This window comes from Pseudomonas sp. SWRI179, from assembly GCF_014268705.1.
GTDB lineage: Bacteria > Pseudomonadota > Gammaproteobacteria > Pseudomonadales > Pseudomonadaceae > Aquipseudomonas > Aquipseudomonas zanjanensis.
Genome location: NZ_JABWRA010000004.1, coordinates 15,615 through 31,091, shown reverse-complemented (window position 1 = coordinate 31,091; position 15,477 = coordinate 15,615). Strand labels below are relative to the sequence as shown.

Sequence of the window (15,477 nt, the reverse complement as noted above, 5' to 3'; positions counted from 1 at the left end):
TGCCCATGGCTGGCTTCGGGCTGCGCCCGCCCCTGTTCGAACGCCTGGCCAGCCTGGCGGACGATACCGGGCGGGCGTTCGACCGACGGGCGCTGCAAGACTCGGTGCATGCCGAGCTGTCGCGCCTGTTCAATACCCGTCGCGGCCCACGGGCGCTGACCGAACCCCCGAGCATCCTCGACTACGGCATCGCCGACTGGACCGCGCTGCAACAGCAACGCAGCGATGACCGGCGGCAACTGACCCGGGAAATCCGCCAGGCCATCACCCACTTCGAACCGCGCCTGCGCCTGGGCGAGATCGAGGTCTGCCCGGTGCCGGGCCATCCGCAGCAACTGTGCATACGGCTGTCGGGCGAGCTGCGCGGCGACGTGCATGCCTGGCCCGTGGCCTTTGTCATCGAGCACGCCGGCGACGGCCTTGAGGTGCGCCATGAGCGACTCGATTGACCCGCAACTGCTGGACTATTACCAACGCGAACTGACCTGGTTGCGTCATGCCGGGAACCTGTTCGCCGAGCGTTATCCCAAGGTCGCCCGGCGCCTGGAGCTGTCCCCCGGCGAGTGCCCCGACCCCCATGTCGAGCGCCTGCTGGAAGGATTCGCCCTGCTGGCCGCGCGCTTGCAACGGCGGCTGGACGACGACTACGCCGAATTCAGCGATGCCCTGCTCGAACAGCTTTACCCGCTGGCCATGCGGCCCTTGCCGTCGTGCGCCATCGTGCAGTTCGAACCCGACCCGAGCAAAGGCAACTTGAACGAGGGCTATCCGCTGCCCCGCGATACGCCGCTGTTCGTCACCACCGACAAAGGCCAGAGCATTCACTTTCGCACCACCGCCGCTGTCCATTTGTGGCCGGTACAGGTCAGCGAAGCCTTGCTGCTGGGCAGCGATGAAGCCCAGGCATTGACCGGCGTGGTCCAGGCCCGCTCGGCCTTGCGCCTGGAATTGCGTTGCCTGGGGGAAAGCCAGTGGTCAACGCTGGGGATCGACTCGCTGCGGGTGCACCTGGCGGCGTCACCGATGATCAACGCCGGGCTGTACGATCTGCTGGGCGCTCACGCCATCAAGGTCTTGGCCGGCGCGCCGGGAAGCGTGCCGGAACCGTTGGCTGGCCTGCCGCAGATCGTCGGCTTCGCCAGCGACCAGGTCTTGCTGCCAGACGAAGACGGCGTGCACCCGGGCATGCGCCTGCTGGCCGAATACTTTGCCTTTCCGGATAAATTCAGCTTCTTCGACCTGCCCCTGGCCGGCGCCACCAGTGACAGCCAGTCCTTGTACCTGTACATCGTATTCGACCGCGCACCCAGCAGTCGCCTGCCGCTCCAGGCCAGCGACATCGCCTTGGGCTGCACGCCGGTGATCAACCTGTTTCCCCGCACGTCCGAACCGCTGCGCCCGGACGGCACCCGTAGCGAGTACCGGCTGGTGGCCGACAGTCATCGGGAAAACAGCGTCGAGATCCACAGCATCCGGGGCATGCGCGCCATCTCCAGCCAGGGTGTGCGCAAAGTGCCGGCCTATTACGGCAGCCAGCATGGCAACGAGCAAACTTGCTACTGGCATGCGCGCCGGGTCAGCGGCATGAGCCCGAACCGACTGGGCACCGACTTGATGATCAGCCTGGTGGACACCCAGTTCGACCCGCTGGCCGACACTCGCGACTACAGCCTCACCGCCGAACTGCTGTGCACCAACCGCCACCTGGCCCAAAGCCTGCCGGCCGGCACGCCCCTGGGTTTCGAGCGCCCGGGGCCGGTGGCCTGGGCGCGCCTGCGCAACCCACCCAGCCCGCAAAGCCTGCCGCGCCTGGACGGTGAATCGCGCTGGCGGCTGGTGTCGCAACTGACCCTCAACCATCTGTCACTGGTCGAAGGCCCCCAGGCACTCGACGCACTGCGCGAGATTCTCGAGTTACACAACCTGCGGGATGAGGCCAGTGCTCACCGTCAGATCGGAGGGGTTGCGGGACTGGGCTGCGATCGGGTCATCGCCCATGTTGGCGAAGACGCCTGGCGCGGTTGGCGAAACGGCCTGGAGGTGCGCCTGCAACTGGATCCGCAACACTTCGTCGGCAGCAGCGCGGTGCTGTTCTCCGGGGTGCTGGCGCAGTTCTTTTCCCTTTACGCCACCGCCAATCGCTTCGTGCGCACCGTGCTGGTCCAGTCCGACAAGGAGGTGAAGACATGGCAACCCCAAGCCGGCAAACCCCTGGTGCTCTGAACCTGAGCGAACGGTTGCGGCGCGACCCGCAACGCTTCGAATGGCTCCAGGCCTTGCTGTTGCTCGAACGCGAACATCCCCAGGCCGAACCCCTGGGCAGCGGCACCGCGCCGCATGCCGAAGCCTTGCGCCTGCGTGGGCCGTTGACGCCGCTGTTCGCCGCCAGTGAAGTGGAGAGCCTGGGCCAGGAACCCGGTCTGCCGCCCACGTTGACCACACCGATCTTCGGCCTCGGTGGCCCGGACGGTCCGCTGCCCTACGCCTACCAGGAATGGCTACAACAACGGGCGCGGGCGAAGGACCACGCCCCGGCGGAATTCCTCGACCTGTTCCAGCATCGCCTGCTCAGCCTGCTGTACAAGGTGATGCGCAAACATCGCATCGCCCTCGGTTTCACGGCGCCAGGCGCGTCCGCCGTACACGCGCAACTGCGCGCGTTGACCGGCCTGTTGCCCAAGGCCTTGCAGGAACGCCAGGCCGCACCTGACTCGGCGGTCCTGGCCTGCACCGCGCTGTATGCCGATGGCCGGCGCTCCCTGGAGGGGTTCGCGGCGATTGTCCGTGAACAGTTCGGCTTGCCCGTGGAGCTGAGCGCCTACGCAGGTGGCTGGCGTGAGATCCCGCCGGCCAGCCGTAGCCGCTTGCAACCGGGTGGGCGCAACCTGCGCCTGGGTCGCAACGCCGTGGCCGGCACTCGGGTCTGGGACGAACATGCCGGCGTGCGCCTGACTCTCGGCCCGCTGAGCACGGCCCAGGCCAGTGGATTGCTGCCCACCGGGGAAGCCCATCCGTTGCTCGCCAGCCTTTTTGCCTTGTATTTCGGCCCTGACCTGGATTGCACCCTGGCGCTGCTGATCCGCGGCGCCGGCCCACTGCAACTGAGCCGTCAGGCCGCGCCACGGTTGAACTGGAACGGTGGCCTGCAACGCCAGCCAACCCTCGCCGTGCAACGGATCGAAACTCGCCTTCGCCAGCCGGAGATCGCCTGAAATGGAACTGGCCAGCCTGATCGGACGCCTCAACCCGGACAACCGCCGCGCCCTGGAACGGGCGGCACAACGCTGCCTGCAGCGCAGCCACCATTACGTGGAAATCGAACACTTGTTATTGGAGTTGCTCGACATCGAGGGCGGTGACTTCGCCTGCCTGCTGCCGCGCTTCGGCCTGGAACGTGACGCGGTGGCCGCCGAAACCAACAAGGCCCTGGACCTGTTCAAATCCGGCAGCACCCGTACGCCCGCCCTGTCGGCGCAAACCATCGGCCTGCTGGAAGATGCCGTGGTCCAGGCCAGTGTGCTGGGCCTGGACAGCATCCGCTCGGGGCTGTTGCTGCTGGCCCTGCTGGACCGTGACGAGCGCCGCAGCCTGTTGCTCAACAGCGCCTCGTCGTTGCTGCGTATTCCCCGCGATGCCCTGCGCGCCCATCTATTGGAATGGACCGAAAGCTCCCGTGAACATGTCGGTGGCGTGCGCACGGCCAAACCCGGCGAGGTCCCCCAGAAACAGGACCCGGTGCTGGACCAGTACACCCAGGACCTGACCGCCGACGCCCGCAACGGCCGCATCGACCCCATCGTCGGCCGCGACGGCGAGATCCGCCAGTGCATCGACATCCTCCTCAGGCGCCGGCAGAACAACCCGATCCTGGTGGGCGCGCCCGGCGTCGGCAAGACCGCCGTGGTGGAAGGCCTGGCCCTGCGCATCGCCGCCGGGGATGTGCCGCCGTCGTTGCAGGAAGTCACCCTGCGCGTACTCGACCTGGGCCTGTTGCAGGCCGGCGCCGGGGTCAAGGGCGAGTTCGAGCAGCGCCTCAAGGGCGTGATCGACGCGGTACGCAGCGCCGAAAAGCCGATCATCCTATTCATCGACGAGGCCCATACGCTGATCGGCGCCGGCGGTGCGGAGGGCGGCAGCGACGCGGCCAATCTGCTCAAGCCAGCCCTGGCCCGGGGCGAACTGCGCACCCTGGCCGCCACCACCTGGCTGGAATACAAGAAATACTTCGAGAAAGACCCGGCCCTGGCCCGCCGCTTCCAACTGGTTCAAGTCGAGGAGCCGGACGAACTCACCGCCGTGGAAATGCTCCGGGGCGTGGCGAGCAAACTGGAACAGCACCACGGCGTGCAGGTGTTGGACGCTGCCATCCACGAGGCGGTGAAGCTGTCCCACCGCTACATCTCCGGGCGCCAGTTGCCGGACAAGGCCATCAGCGTGCTCGACACCGCCTGCGCCCGGGTTGCCCTCGGCCAGCACGACGTGCCGCCGCCGCTGGAAAGCCTGCGCCACCGGCAGAACAGCCTCAAGGATGAAGTCGAACGCCTGCGCCGGGAACAGGCCACCGGTCTGGATCATCGCGAGCGCATCACCTTGCTGGAAAGCGAATCGACCAGCAACGTGCAGGCCATCCGCGAGCTGGAAATCCGCTGGGGCGAAGAGCGCGAAGCCGTGCGCGAACTGCTCGACACCCGGCGCGAACTGCTCGCCCTGAGCGAACGCGCCGACAGTGAAAAAGCCGACACCGAGATCGATAATCGCATTGATCACCTGGCCGCCGAACTGCTGCGCCTGGAGGCGGGCCTGGATGCCATTCGCCAGGACGATCCGCTGGTGCCCGAACAGGTGGACAGCAAGACCGTCGCCGCCGTGATCGCCGGATGGACCGGTATCCCCGTGGGCAAGATGCTCGCCGATGAAGCCCATGCCGTGCGCACCCTCGGCCAGCGCATGGGCCAGCGAGTCATGGGCCAGGGCACGGCGCTGAACACCATCGCCCAACGCCTGCAAGCCTACCGCGCCGGCCTTACCGACCCGCAGAAACCGGTCGGCGTGTTCCTGCTGGTGGGCCCCACTGGCGTGGGCAAGACCGAAACCGCCTACGCCCTGGCCGATGCCTTGTACGGCGGTGAGCGCAACCTGATCAGCATCAACCTCTCGGAGTATCAGGAAGCCCACACCGTCAGCCAACTCAAAGGCGCCCCGCCCGGCTACGTCGGCTACGGCAGCGGCGGCGTGCTCACCGAAGCGGTGCGGCGCAAACCCTATTCCGTGGTGTTGCTGGATGAAATCGAGAAGGCCCACCCGGACGTGCTCGAAGCTTTCTACAACGTTTTCGACAAAGGCCTGATGGAAGACGGCACCGGCCTGGTGGTGGATTTCAAGAACACCGTGATGCTCGCCACCAGCAACGTCGGCGCCGAACTGCTTTTGGACACGCCAGTGGCGCAACTGGGCAGCGACGCCTTCAACGAAGCCTTGCACAAGGTGCTGCTGCAAGCGTTTCGCCCGGCGTTTTTGGCGCGCATGACGGTGGTGGCGTACCGGCCGCTGGATGAAGCGACGCTGGAAGGGATTGTGTTGGCGAAGTTGGAGAAATTGCGCGGGCGCTATAAGGCGGCGACGGGCAAGCAGTTCGAATTCGATGCGGGAATCGTCAAGGCTGTGTTGGCCAAGTGCAGCGCGGCGGGGGCACGGGATGTCGAGAATGTGTTGATGACGCAGGTGACGGGGAAGTTGGCGGAGTGGGTACTTGAGTAAGGAGCAGGCTCATGCGAATCGGTAGCTTCAACGTTGAAAAAAACGGCAAGTCTTCCACCCTGGAAAAGCAAACCCAAGTAGACATCTTTCTCTACAACTGCTGCTCCAGTAACTACTGGGATGCGGACATCGTGTTCTTGTGTGAAATACATTCGGCACAAATCGACAACTACCGCTCGAACCTGGCGGCCATCTATAAGAATTACAGTGTCTATGCGTTTACGGGCGGCTACTCGAACGCCTACATCGTCATGGTCAAAAGCTTTGAGCAATTGCAAGTGATCAGCCAAGGCAGTCTGTTTACCCTGAACAGGGACCTGATTGCGGTGGAGGCCAACGGTGTGAAGGGCTATACCGGCTACGTGTTCCTTGCGCACTTCAAGTCTGGCCAGAACGGCGTGACCAAGAGCCAACTGAAATCCTGCACAGCCCTGGGCGGGAAATGGGTCGCGACAGGTGACCTGAACCTGGATTATCAAAACGTAGGGCAGCTCGATACGGCGGGGCTTGCCTATGAGTGCTGGAACGGCCAGCAGACCCAGAGCAAGGGCGGCATTCTCGACTGGGTGCTGGCATCGGTGGACGTGAAGGTCGTGCCGGTCGACATCTCCGGACTTGCCCATGTGTTCGATATGTCCGGCCCCGATCATCGCCCCATCCTTTTCGATGTGACGAGCTGAACGACAACGGTCGCCGTTTTTCACGCCCTGCCGAGGACGCTTGATGCCCCGCTCCACCGACAGCAACACCACCCTTTCCCTCAGTGCCAGCTCGCTGTCGGCGCTGTACCCTGAGGCACTGTCCGGCGAAGAACGCCTCAATGCCTTGGGCTCGCATATCCTCACCGGCATCAACGACGGCGCCTCGCTGGACCTCACCACGGCCGTCGCCAGCCATGTCACCACGACGCTGCACAAGGACGCCTTGCTGCGCCCGCTGGATTGGCTGGTGGCCGAGATTCGCCAACTACCGGCCGATGCTACCGCCGAGCGCTATCAACTTTTGCTCCGGCCATGGCTTTGGTGGCTGAGCCTGGCCAGCAACAACCGAGTGTTCCAGAACCTCGCCACGTCGGACATCGTCACGACGATTTTCAAGGCCCACGGCTTCACCGATTTCCAACTCAAGCTCACCGGTAGCTACACCCCTCGCGAATACTGCGTGCAGTACGGCGAAACCGACCTGGTCTTCGTCTCACGCCTGATGGAGGAAGACGGGATTTTCTGGTTCTTCAGCCATGAAGACGGCAAGCACACGCTGGTTCTGGCCGACAGCAACGACGCCTTCGCGCCCATCCCCAATGGGCCGACGGTGAACTATCTCGGGCAAAAAATGGGTGAGCGGGAACTGCACGGCATCCGTTCAGGGCAGGTGTGCCTGCAAGCGGTGGCCGGGGTGTACCAGGCCACCGATTATGAGTTCACCACGCCGACCACCTCGCTCTTCAGCCAGGCCGAAGCCGTGGCCGGGCCAAGTTCGATGTACGAACATCCGGGCGGCTACACCGCCAAGGCCCAGGGCGATGCGCTGACCAAACAGCGGGTGGACGGGCTGCGCAGCCAGGAGAAACGTTTCGTTGGCGAAAGCGATTGCCGCTGGCTGGTGCCGGGGTATTGGTTCACCCTCGCCGGCCATGAAGACACGACGTTGAATATCGATTGGGTGGTGACGTCGGTCAGCCATGAAGCCAGCCACGATAGCTATCGCAACCGCTTCGAAGCGATCCCCAAGGCCACGGTTTATCGACCGGCCCGCATCACGCCAAAACCGTGCATGCACACCCAGACGGCCGTGGTGGTGGGCAAGGCCGGCGAAGAAATCTGGACCGATGAATACGGCCGGATCAAGTTGCAGTTCCCCTGGGACCGCACCGGCAAGAACGACGAGACCTCCTCCTGCTGGGTGCGTGTGGTCTTGCCCTGGAGCGGCAAGGGCTTCGGCATGCAGTTCGTGCCGCGCATCGGCCAGGAAGTCATCGTGACCTTCATCGACGGCGACCCGGATCGGCCCCTGGTCACCGGTTGCGTGTACAACGGCGACAATGCCCTGCCCTATGCGCTGCCGGCGAACCAGACCCAATCCGGGATCAAGACCAACTCGTCCAAGGGCGGCGGCGGTTTCAACGAGCTGCGCTTCGAAGACAAGAAGGACGCCGAAGAGGTGTTTCTCCAGGCTCAGAAAGACTTCAACATCAACGTGCTCAACGACACCACTGCCACCGTCGGCCACGACGAGACCCTCACGGTGCAGAACGCCCGCACCCGCACGGTGAAGGACGGCGACGAAACCGTCACCCTGGAGAAGGGCAAGCGCAGCGTGACCATCCAGACCGGCAGCGACAGCCTCGACGTGAAGGACACCCGCACCGTCACCGTGGGCTCGGACCAGACCCACAGCACCGGTGGCAACTACGACCAGAAGGTCACCGGCAACTACAGCCTGACCGTGGACGGCAACCTGACCATCAAGGTCAGCGGCACCCTGACCTTGCAAAGCGGCGGCAGCTTCGCCATCAAGAGCGGCGCAGACCTGGCGGCCGAGGCCAGCACCTCCATCAGCCAGAAAGCCGGCACGGCCCTGAGCAACCAGGCCGGGACGTCATTGGAGAACAAGGCTGGCACCACCCTCACCAACGACGCTGGCATCAGCCTGGTGAACAAAGCGGCAGCCGAACAGACCGTGGACGGCGGCGGCATGCTGACCATCAAGGGTGGCCTGGTGAAGGTCAACTGATGGGAACGCAACGATGACCACGAAAAGACTGGACCTGGAACGCGGCGACAGCCGGCTGGACGGGCAACTGGTCGATGGCCGGCTCGACGGCCCGCTGCACATCGAAGAAGCCCAACGCCCGCAAGCGAAACTCAACTACAGCCAAGGTGAACTGCAAGGCACCAGCACCCTGTATCACCCTAACGGCAAGGTCTCGGCGGTCTTGCCGTTCGTAAAGGGGAAGTTGCAGGGCGTGGCGAGCTTTTACGCAGCCGAAGGCGGCTTGCAACGCCAGGCCACGTATCGCCGCGGGTTGTTGCACGGTGAGGCGAACAACTACTTCCCCGACGGGCAACTGGCTGAAGCGGAGGTCTATCGCGACGGCGTGCGCGATGGCCGCTATCGCCGCCTGCACCCCAACGGCAATCTGGCGGTCGAAGCCTGCTACCTCAACGGCCAACTGCTGGAACCGGCCCAGGCCTACGCCGACGACGGCCGGCCCCTGGACGCCGAGGGCAAACCCATCTCCCGGCTGCGCTGGTGGTTCAAGCGCTGGAACGACCCCGCATAAGCCTGCTGTGGGAGCGAGCTTGCTCGCGATGGCGCCAGCCCAGACAACGCTGCCCCCGTGGCGAGGGAGCTTGCTCCCGCTCGGCTGCGCAGCAGTCGTAAACCAACCAATGCGGTGCTGTAGACAGACTGAGGGCCCGCTTCGCAGGCCAGCGGGAGCAAGCTCCCTCGCCACAGGGAATTGGGTTGGCTTGGAGTGCAAGCGTTAGGGCTGAGCGGCCTGTGGTGAATGGGCGATCGCCATCGCGAGCAAGCTCGCTCCCACAAGGGTCCTGTGGTGAATGCAAAGCTCATGAACACATCCAGACCCTTTGGCCCTGAGCTGAATGCAACATTCATGAACACTACAGATCCCCTGTGGGAGCGAGCTTGCTCGCGATGGTGGCGGGTCAGTTTGCATCCATAGCGCCTGTGCCGCCCTCACCCCGGCTCACTGAATGCCCATACCTTTTGCTGGGGTCAATCACGCTAAAGCGCCTGCGCAACATACCCACGTATGGTATCGAGCGCGGTTCGACGGGATGCAGACTCATTCTCCAGCGACACCCCTTTCTCATGCCGAGAGAGGCGGTGCTCGCCCAAGCCTTGACCCAAGCCATCGGAGAACGACCATGACCACGCATTTGAACGCCCCTGCCGCCCAGGATGGAATGCATCCGGATTCAACCATGAGCTTGCACGTGACCTCGTACGAGGAGTTGGTCCCTTCGCGCTACGCCCTGAAGATTGGCGAGATCGACGTGCTGGTGGTCAGCGATGGGGTACTGCCGCTGCCGACCTCGACGATGTCCACCAATGCCGATCCAGCCGCCCGCGCGGCCTGGTTCAAGGAAATGTTCCTGGGCCCGGACGCCTTCGATTGGGCGTTGAACGTGCTGGTGGTGCGCAGCGGCGAGCAGACTATTCTCGTCGATGCCGGGCTCGGCGGCCAATTCCCCGGCTTCCCGCGCGCCGGGCAGTTTCCCAAGCGCCTGGCCGCCGCCGGTATCGACCTGGGGTCGGTGACCGACGTGGTGATTACCCACATGCACATGGACCACATTGGCGGGCTGCTGGTCGATGAGGTGAAGAGCCGGCTGCGTCCAGACCTGCGGATCCACGTGGCCGCGACCGAGGTGGCGTTCTGGGCCGAGCCGGATTTCACCCTCACCTCCATGCCCTCGCCGGTACCGGACGTACTGCGCGCCACCGCCGCGCAATTCATGAACGACTACCACGACAAACTGCGCACCTTCGAGGAAACCTACGAGGTCGCCCCGGGCGTGGTGGTCAAGCGCACCGGCGGCCATACCCCAGGGCACAGCGTGGTCCACGTAACGTCCGGCGAGGAGCGCTTGACGTTCGCCGGCGATGCCTTGTTCCCGGTCGCCTTCGACCATCCCGATTGGCAGAACGGTTTTGAACATGACCCAGAAGAATCGGTCCGTGTTCGGGTCCGCCTCATGCAAGAAGCGGCGGCATCCGGCGAGCTGCTGGTCGCTACTCACCTGCCGTTCCCCTCCGTTGGCCGGGTGGCGGTCAACGGTGACGCCTTTCGCTGGGTAGCGGCCTTCTGGGACTATTGAGTACATGTCGGTCCGAGCCAGCGTCCAAACCGGACGCTGGCCCGAACCAGAGGATCAGCCGGCGGGACGCTCGTTGATCGTGCTTGCAGCCTGGAACAGGATTTGCGCCACAAAATCGATTTCCTGCTCGGTGATGATCAACGGCGGCAGCAAGCGCACGGTCGCGCCGTGACGGCCGCCCAGCTCGACGATCAATCCGTGCTTCAGGCACGCCTGCTGGAAAGCCTTGGCCCGGGCCGTGTCCACCGGCGGATGACCCTGTACGTCTGGAGTACCTTGCGGGTCGACGATTTCCATGCCGAGCATCAGGCCGCGCCCACGCACATCGCCGATCCAGGCGAACTCACTTTGCAGTGCCTGCAAGTGTTTTTGCAGGTGAGCGCCCATCGTTTCAGCGTGCTGGACCAAGCCTTGATCACGAATGAAACGCAAGGTCGCGGTACCCGCCGCCATTGCCAACTGATTGCCACGGAACGTGCCCGCGTGAGCACCCGGCTGCCAGACGTCCAGCGACTCGTGGTAAACCATCACCGACAGCGGCAGCCCGCCACCGATGGCTTTGGACAGGGTGATGACATCCGGCGTGATCCCCGATTGCTCGAAGCCGAACATCCGCCCGCTGCGGGCAATGCCGCACTGGATCTCGTCGACGATCAGCGGAATGCCGTGGGCCTGGGTCAACCGGCGCAGTTCCTGCAGCCAGCGATCCGGCGCGGCGATCACCCCACCCTCGCCCTGGATCGGTTCCAGGATCATCGCCGCGGGTGCGGTCACCCCACTCTCCGGGTCGTTGAGCAAGTGCTCGAGGTAGCGAACGTTCAACGTGACCGCTTGATCGCCGGCCACCCCGAACGGGCAACGATAATCATGAGGGAACGGCAGGCGCTGTACCCCGGGCATCAACGCACCGAGGGCATTCTTGGGCGACAGGTTGCCGCTGATGGCCAGCGTGCCCAGGGTCATCCCGTGATAAGCCCCTTCGAACGCCAGGACGGAATGCCGCCCCGTGGCGGTACGGGTCAACTTGAGCGCGGCCTCGACCGCATCGGCCCCACTCGGGCCGCAGAACTGAATGCGTGCGTGTCGAGCGAACTCGCTGGGCAGGCAAGCGAAAATCTCTTGGACGAATGCGTCCTTCACCGGTGTCATGAGGTCCAGGGTATGCATCGGCACACCGGCCGCCATGACCTGGGTGATGGCTTCGACGATCACCGGATGGTTGTGCCCCAGCGCTAGGGTCCCGGCACCGGCCAGGCAATCGACGAACACTTGCCCCCGGCTGTCCTGCACATAAATGCCATGGGCCCTTTCAAGCACCAGGGGAATGCGTCGCGGGTAACTGCGAGCGTTGGATTCCTGCTGTTGCTGACGCTCCAGCAGCGGCGTCGAATCGAGGCAGTAGGGACTCGACAGACCGGTGTGCAACAGGCGTAGCTGTTGCGCGCCACCTGCTGTGACATTCGAAAAAGCACTCATGATTTCCTCCATGGAGGCTGGGTTTGGAAGGGAACGAACAGCCTGGAAACAAACATCCGAAACGTTGCAGGACAGGCGCGGGGAGATTGCCTCCCCGCGCCCATGGGTTTACATGTCGTAGCGCAGGACCATACCCACCGTGCGCGGTGCACCAACATCGATGATGTCGTCGCTGCGGTTGTTGGTGACGTATTCCTTGTCGAACGCGTTTTTCACGTAGGCGGAGACCGCGACGTTCTTGGTGACTTTGTATTCGGTGTTGAAGTTCACGAGCACGTAGTTGTCGCTGCGGCGCTCGCCGGTGACTTTGCCGTTGGCATCGAATTCATATTCCGACGGTGCGGTGCTCTGGTAGACAACATCCGTACCGAATATCAGACGGTCGTCGAAGCGATAGACGCCGCCCACCGACACCTTGTATTTGGGCGCGGAAAGGAACGACTCGCCGCTCATGTCCTGGCCACTACCCGTGACGAAGTCCTTGTATTTGCTATCGGTAACGGCACCACCGACGTTCAAGGTCAGTTGTTCGGAGATATCTTTCTCGACGAAGACCTCCAGACCCTTGATGTCACTGCGACCAGCGTTGAAGACATCGATGACGGAGCTACCGGCCTGCCGCACACTGACCTGCTGGTCTTTCCAGTCGGTGTAGTACAGGTTGGCGCGGGTACGCAGGGTCTTGTCGAAGAACGACCCACGGTAGGACAGCTCGTAGTTGGTGGTGTATTCCGGGTCGTAGGCCTGGTGGCCGCTACCAGAGCGCAGGTTGACGCCGCCACCGCGATAACCTTTCTGCACCATGAAACCGAGGTATTGGTCCGTGGCCAGCTCATAGTCAATGCCGAGCTTCGGCAGTACGGCATCAAACGACTTATTGACTTTGGCCGGCTCGGAAAAATCATCCTGCTTGACGTCGGTGTCGTTCGTCTCATGGTCATAACGCAGGCCGGTGATCAAGGTCCAGCGCGGTGCGAACGTCCAGTTGACTTCACCGAACACGGCCTTGTTCTCGATCGTGGTATCGCCCTTGACCGTGCCGAACAGCGCGTTATCGAACAACAACCGATCGTGGAAATTGTTGGTGTTACGCCCATAGTAGGCACCGACGAAACTCTTCACCGTGTCCGAAGCGTAGTTCAGGCGCAGCTCCTGACTGAACAGGTTACCGTCTTGCTTACGCAGAACGACCTCGTTGTCCACCGCATTTTGGTCAAAGTCCAGACGGTTGCTGTAGTCCGTACTGGTATTGGCGGTCATGCTCGTCAACGACCAGGCATCGTTCAGACGATAATCCACCTTGGCGCTGAGGGTGTCCTGCTTGAGGTTGTCGAAAGCCTCGGTGTTGGACGAGATGTCGTAATAGCTCGGCTTGCCATTGACGCGCATGGTCGAACGGTCGCCCTGGCGGTGTTCGCTGTGGGCGTAGGTCAGCAGGACATCGGTGTCGTCATTGGGCAGGATCAGCAATTTGCCGCGCACGTTGCTGGTGCGACGCGGGTTGGCGTCTTCATTGAGCGCGGTGTTGCGGATGTAGCCGTCACCTTCGCCATAATCCACGGCGATACGCCCGGCGATCTTGTCATCGACGATGGCCCCGCCACCGGCCACGGCCGCGCCGTGCTCACCGTAGTTGCCCACGTTGGTCTGGGCCGAGAAGCTCGGTTCGAAGGTTGGGTTCTTGGTGCGGATCACCACCGCGCCGGCCAGGGAGTTACGGCCTTGGGTGGTGGATTGCGGGCCAAGGAAAACCTCGACCTGCTCGGCATCCCAGAGCGGGACCGGGCTTAAGGTCAGCGCGCGGTTCGGTTGCACCGCGCCGTCGACATACACCGATACCGCACCGTTGAGGGTCGCCGGGCCCTGGTCGTCGAAACCGGACACCGGCACGCCACGGATACCCCAGTTCTCGTTGCCGGCCTGGCTATAGACGCCGGGCGTACGGGCAAACACATCCACCAGGTCCTTGTCGCCGTGCTCACGCAGGTTCTTGTCGGTGACGACCACGACGCTGGACTGGGTTTTTTCGAGGCTGCGGTCGATCTTTTCACCGGTTACGGTGATGGGAGCGATCTCCATCTTGGCGGCTTCTTCCGCCGCCCAAGCGCCGTTGCTCAGACCAATGGCCGACCCTACAGCCAACGCAATTGTGTTCTTTTTGAAATTCACGCCCCACTCCCCTGCGACAGATATTTTTGGTTTTTTGAGCTGGCCGAAGGCTGTGTGGCGCCAGCGGAGCGGAGTCTAATCCAAAAAAAAAATTAAATAAATAGTATTGATAATCCCTCTCATTTGTACCTAGTATGTCGTCTTGTATTGCCTTACATACATTACAGACGAGTCCTACAACACTGACCGCTGCCCTGCTTTCATGGTCTTGTGACTGGTCGAAGACGCTATAAGAGGATGCACAAGGATGACCTCAATCGAACACCTGAACGGGCGTTCCGAGTTTTTTTCAATGGCGCCCACGGATGCAAGCGCCCAATCGCTACCCGTGCTGGTGCAAGGGGTACCGGGACAGTCGATCCACGACCTGGACGCCTCGATTCGCGACCGCGTGGCCCAGGTCCTGACCACCGTTGGCGGCGTGTTGTTTCGCGGTTTCACCGTTGCCACCCCCATCGACTTCAAGCGCTTCGCCGCCAGCTTCGGCGCGCCGCTGGCCAGTTACGAATTCGGTTCCACGCCGCGCAGCAAAGTCTTCGCCGGGGTCTATAGCTCCACCGAATACCCGGCCCATCAATTCATTCCCTTGCACAACGAACAGGCCTACACCCGCCCCTGGCCTTCACGCATCTGGTTCCACTGCATCAAGGCCAGTGAAACCGGCGGCGAGACCCCGATTGCCGACAGCCGCCTGATCTACCAGCGCATGCCTGCCGAGATCCGCGAGCTGTTCGCCAGCCGCGAGCTGCTTTATGTCCGCAACTACAGCGGCGCCCTCGACCTGCCTTGGGAAAAAGTCTTCAACACCCAGGACCGTGCCCAAGTCGAACGCTACTGCCAGGACAACGACATCGAGTGGGAATGGAAAGCCGATGGCGACCTGCGCACCCGCCAGCGTTGCGCCGCCGTGCAACAGCATCCCGAGACCGGCGAATGGGTCTGGTTCAACCAGGCGCACCTGTTCCATGTCTCGGCCATCGAACCGAGCGTACGCGCCAGCCTGCTGGCGGCGGTGGGTGAAGAGAACCTGCCGCGCCATGTCTATTTCGGCGACGGCTCGCCGATTGCCGACGACCTGCTCGACACCGTGCGCGAGGTCTACCGCGAGACTGCCGTCAGTTTTCCCTGGCAGCCCGGCGATATCCTGATGCTCGACAACCGACTGGTGGCACACGGTCGCAATCCTTTCACCGGTGACCGCAAAGTCATCGTGGCCATGGCGTGAATT

General features: G+C 63.2%; 11 protein-coding genes. 9 read left to right on the top strand and 2 right to left on the bottom strand.

Annotation, left to right across the window (positions count from 1 at the left end):
- The first annotated feature begins 5 nt into the window (after nt 1-5).
- The 8 genes from tssE to HU767_RS03320 all read left to right on the top strand — a co-directional run bounded on the left by tssE (nt 6) and on the right by HU767_RS03320 (nt 10,604).
- A complete protein-coding gene (gene tssE / locus HU767_RS03355; protein WP_186728516.1) occupies nt 6-449 on the top strand; it encodes a type VI secretion system baseplate subunit TssE in 444 nt (147 codons plus the stop codon).
- On the top strand, nt 433-2,223 hold the full coding sequence (gene tssF, locus HU767_RS03350; RefSeq protein WP_186728515.1) for a type VI secretion system baseplate subunit TssF: 1,791 nt from the start codon (nt 433-435) through the stop codon (nt 2,221-2,223). The genes tssE and tssF overlap by 17 nt, the downstream gene beginning before the upstream one ends.
- Nucleotides 2,187-3,212, top strand: coding sequence for a type VI secretion system baseplate subunit TssG (gene tssG / locus HU767_RS03345; protein ID WP_186728514.1), 1,026 nt, complete (start codon nt 2,187-2,189; stop codon nt 3,210-3,212). The genes tssF and tssG overlap by 37 nt, the downstream gene beginning before the upstream one ends.
- 1 nt (nt 3,213) lies before the next feature.
- Complete coding sequence (gene tssH / locus HU767_RS03340) at nt 3,214-5,757, top strand: type VI secretion system ATPase TssH (RefSeq protein WP_186728513.1); 2,544 nt, start codon at nt 3,214-3,216, stop codon at nt 5,755-5,757.
- Nucleotides 5,758-5,768: 11 nt separating this feature from the next.
- Nucleotides 5,769-6,437 carry an endonuclease/exonuclease/phosphatase family protein gene (locus tag HU767_RS03335; RefSeq protein ID WP_186704834.1) on the top strand — a complete coding sequence of 223 codons (669 nt, stop codon included), beginning with the start codon at nt 5,769-5,771 and terminating at the stop codon, nt 6,435-6,437.
- A 43-nt stretch (nt 6,438-6,480) separates the two neighbouring features.
- Nucleotides 6,481-8,490 (top strand): type VI secretion system tip protein TssI/VgrG, encoded by a 2,010-nt coding sequence (gene tssI, locus HU767_RS03330; RefSeq protein ID WP_186728512.1) that lies wholly within the window; start codon nt 6,481-6,483, stop codon nt 8,488-8,490.
- Between the two features lie 13 nt (nt 8,491-8,503).
- Nucleotides 8,504-9,040, top strand: a complete 537-nt coding sequence (locus HU767_RS03325) for a toxin-antitoxin system YwqK family antitoxin (protein WP_186728511.1) — start codon at nt 8,504-8,506, stop codon at nt 9,038-9,040.
- Nucleotides 9,041-9,689: 649 nt separating this feature from the next.
- The gene (locus HU767_RS03320; RefSeq protein WP_238349411.1) at nt 9,690-10,604 is read left to right on the top strand and encodes an MBL fold metallo-hydrolase; all 915 of its coding nucleotides are present in this window, start codon (nt 9,690-9,692) and stop codon (nt 10,602-10,604) included.
- 54 nt (nt 10,605-10,658) lie between these two features.
- On the opposite strand, the gene HU767_RS03315 is transcribed toward HU767_RS03320, so the two are convergent.
- Both HU767_RS03315 and HU767_RS03310 read right to left on the bottom strand, forming a co-directional pair.
- Nucleotides 10,659-12,080: a diaminobutyrate--2-oxoglutarate transaminase gene (locus HU767_RS03315; protein ID WP_186704830.1), complete on the bottom strand. Its 1,422-nt coding sequence runs from the start codon at nt 12,078-12,080 to the stop codon at nt 10,659-10,661.
- A 108-nt stretch (nt 12,081-12,188) separates the two neighbouring features.
- The gene (locus HU767_RS03310) at nt 12,189-14,249 is read right to left on the bottom strand and encodes a TonB-dependent receptor (protein ID WP_186728509.1); all 2,061 of its coding nucleotides are present in this window, start codon (nt 14,247-14,249) and stop codon (nt 12,189-12,191) included.
- 247 nt (nt 14,250-14,496) lie between these two features.
- On the opposite strand from HU767_RS03310, the gene HU767_RS03305 reads away from it, so the two are divergent.
- Nucleotides 14,497-15,474 carry a TauD/TfdA family dioxygenase gene (locus tag HU767_RS03305; protein WP_186728508.1) on the top strand — a complete coding sequence of 326 codons (978 nt, stop codon included), beginning with the start codon at nt 14,497-14,499 and terminating at the stop codon, nt 15,472-15,474.
- The last annotated feature ends 3 nt before the right edge of the window (nt 15,475-15,477 follow it).

What these genes read in the sequence shown, in the direction of transcription:
- tssF (WP_186728515.1), top strand. Translation starts at nt 433, where the DNA reads ATGAGCGACTCGATTGACCCGCAACTGCTGGACTATTACCAACGCGAA.
- HU767_RS03305 (WP_186728508.1), top strand. Translation starts at nt 14,497, where the DNA reads ATGACCTCAATCGAACACCTGAACGGGCGTTCCGAGTTTTTTTCAATG.
- HU767_RS03325 (WP_186728511.1), top strand. Translation starts at nt 8,504, where the DNA reads ATGACCACGAAAAGACTGGACCTGGAACGCGGCGACAGCCGGCTGGAC.
- HU767_RS03320 (WP_238349411.1), top strand. Translation starts at nt 9,690, where the DNA reads ATGCATCCGGATTCAACCATGAGCTTGCACGTGACCTCGTACGAGGAG.
- tssH (WP_186728513.1), top strand. Translation starts at nt 3,214, where the DNA reads ATGGAACTGGCCAGCCTGATCGGACGCCTCAACCCGGACAACCGCCGC.
- tssI (WP_186728512.1), top strand. Translation starts at nt 6,481, where the DNA reads ATGCCCCGCTCCACCGACAGCAACACCACCCTTTCCCTCAGTGCCAGC.
- tssG (WP_186728514.1), top strand. Translation starts at nt 2,187, where the DNA reads ATGGCAACCCCAAGCCGGCAAACCCCTGGTGCTCTGAACCTGAGCGAA.
- HU767_RS03335 (WP_186704834.1), top strand. Translation starts at nt 5,769, where the DNA reads ATGCGAATCGGTAGCTTCAACGTTGAAAAAAACGGCAAGTCTTCCACC.
- HU767_RS03315 (WP_186704830.1), bottom strand. Translation starts at nt 12,080, where the DNA reads ATGAGTGCTTTTTCGAATGTCACAGCAGGTGGCGCGCAACAGCTACGC.
- tssE (WP_186728516.1), top strand. Translation starts at nt 6, where the DNA reads ATGGCTGGCTTCGGGCTGCGCCCGCCCCTGTTCGAACGCCTGGCCAGC.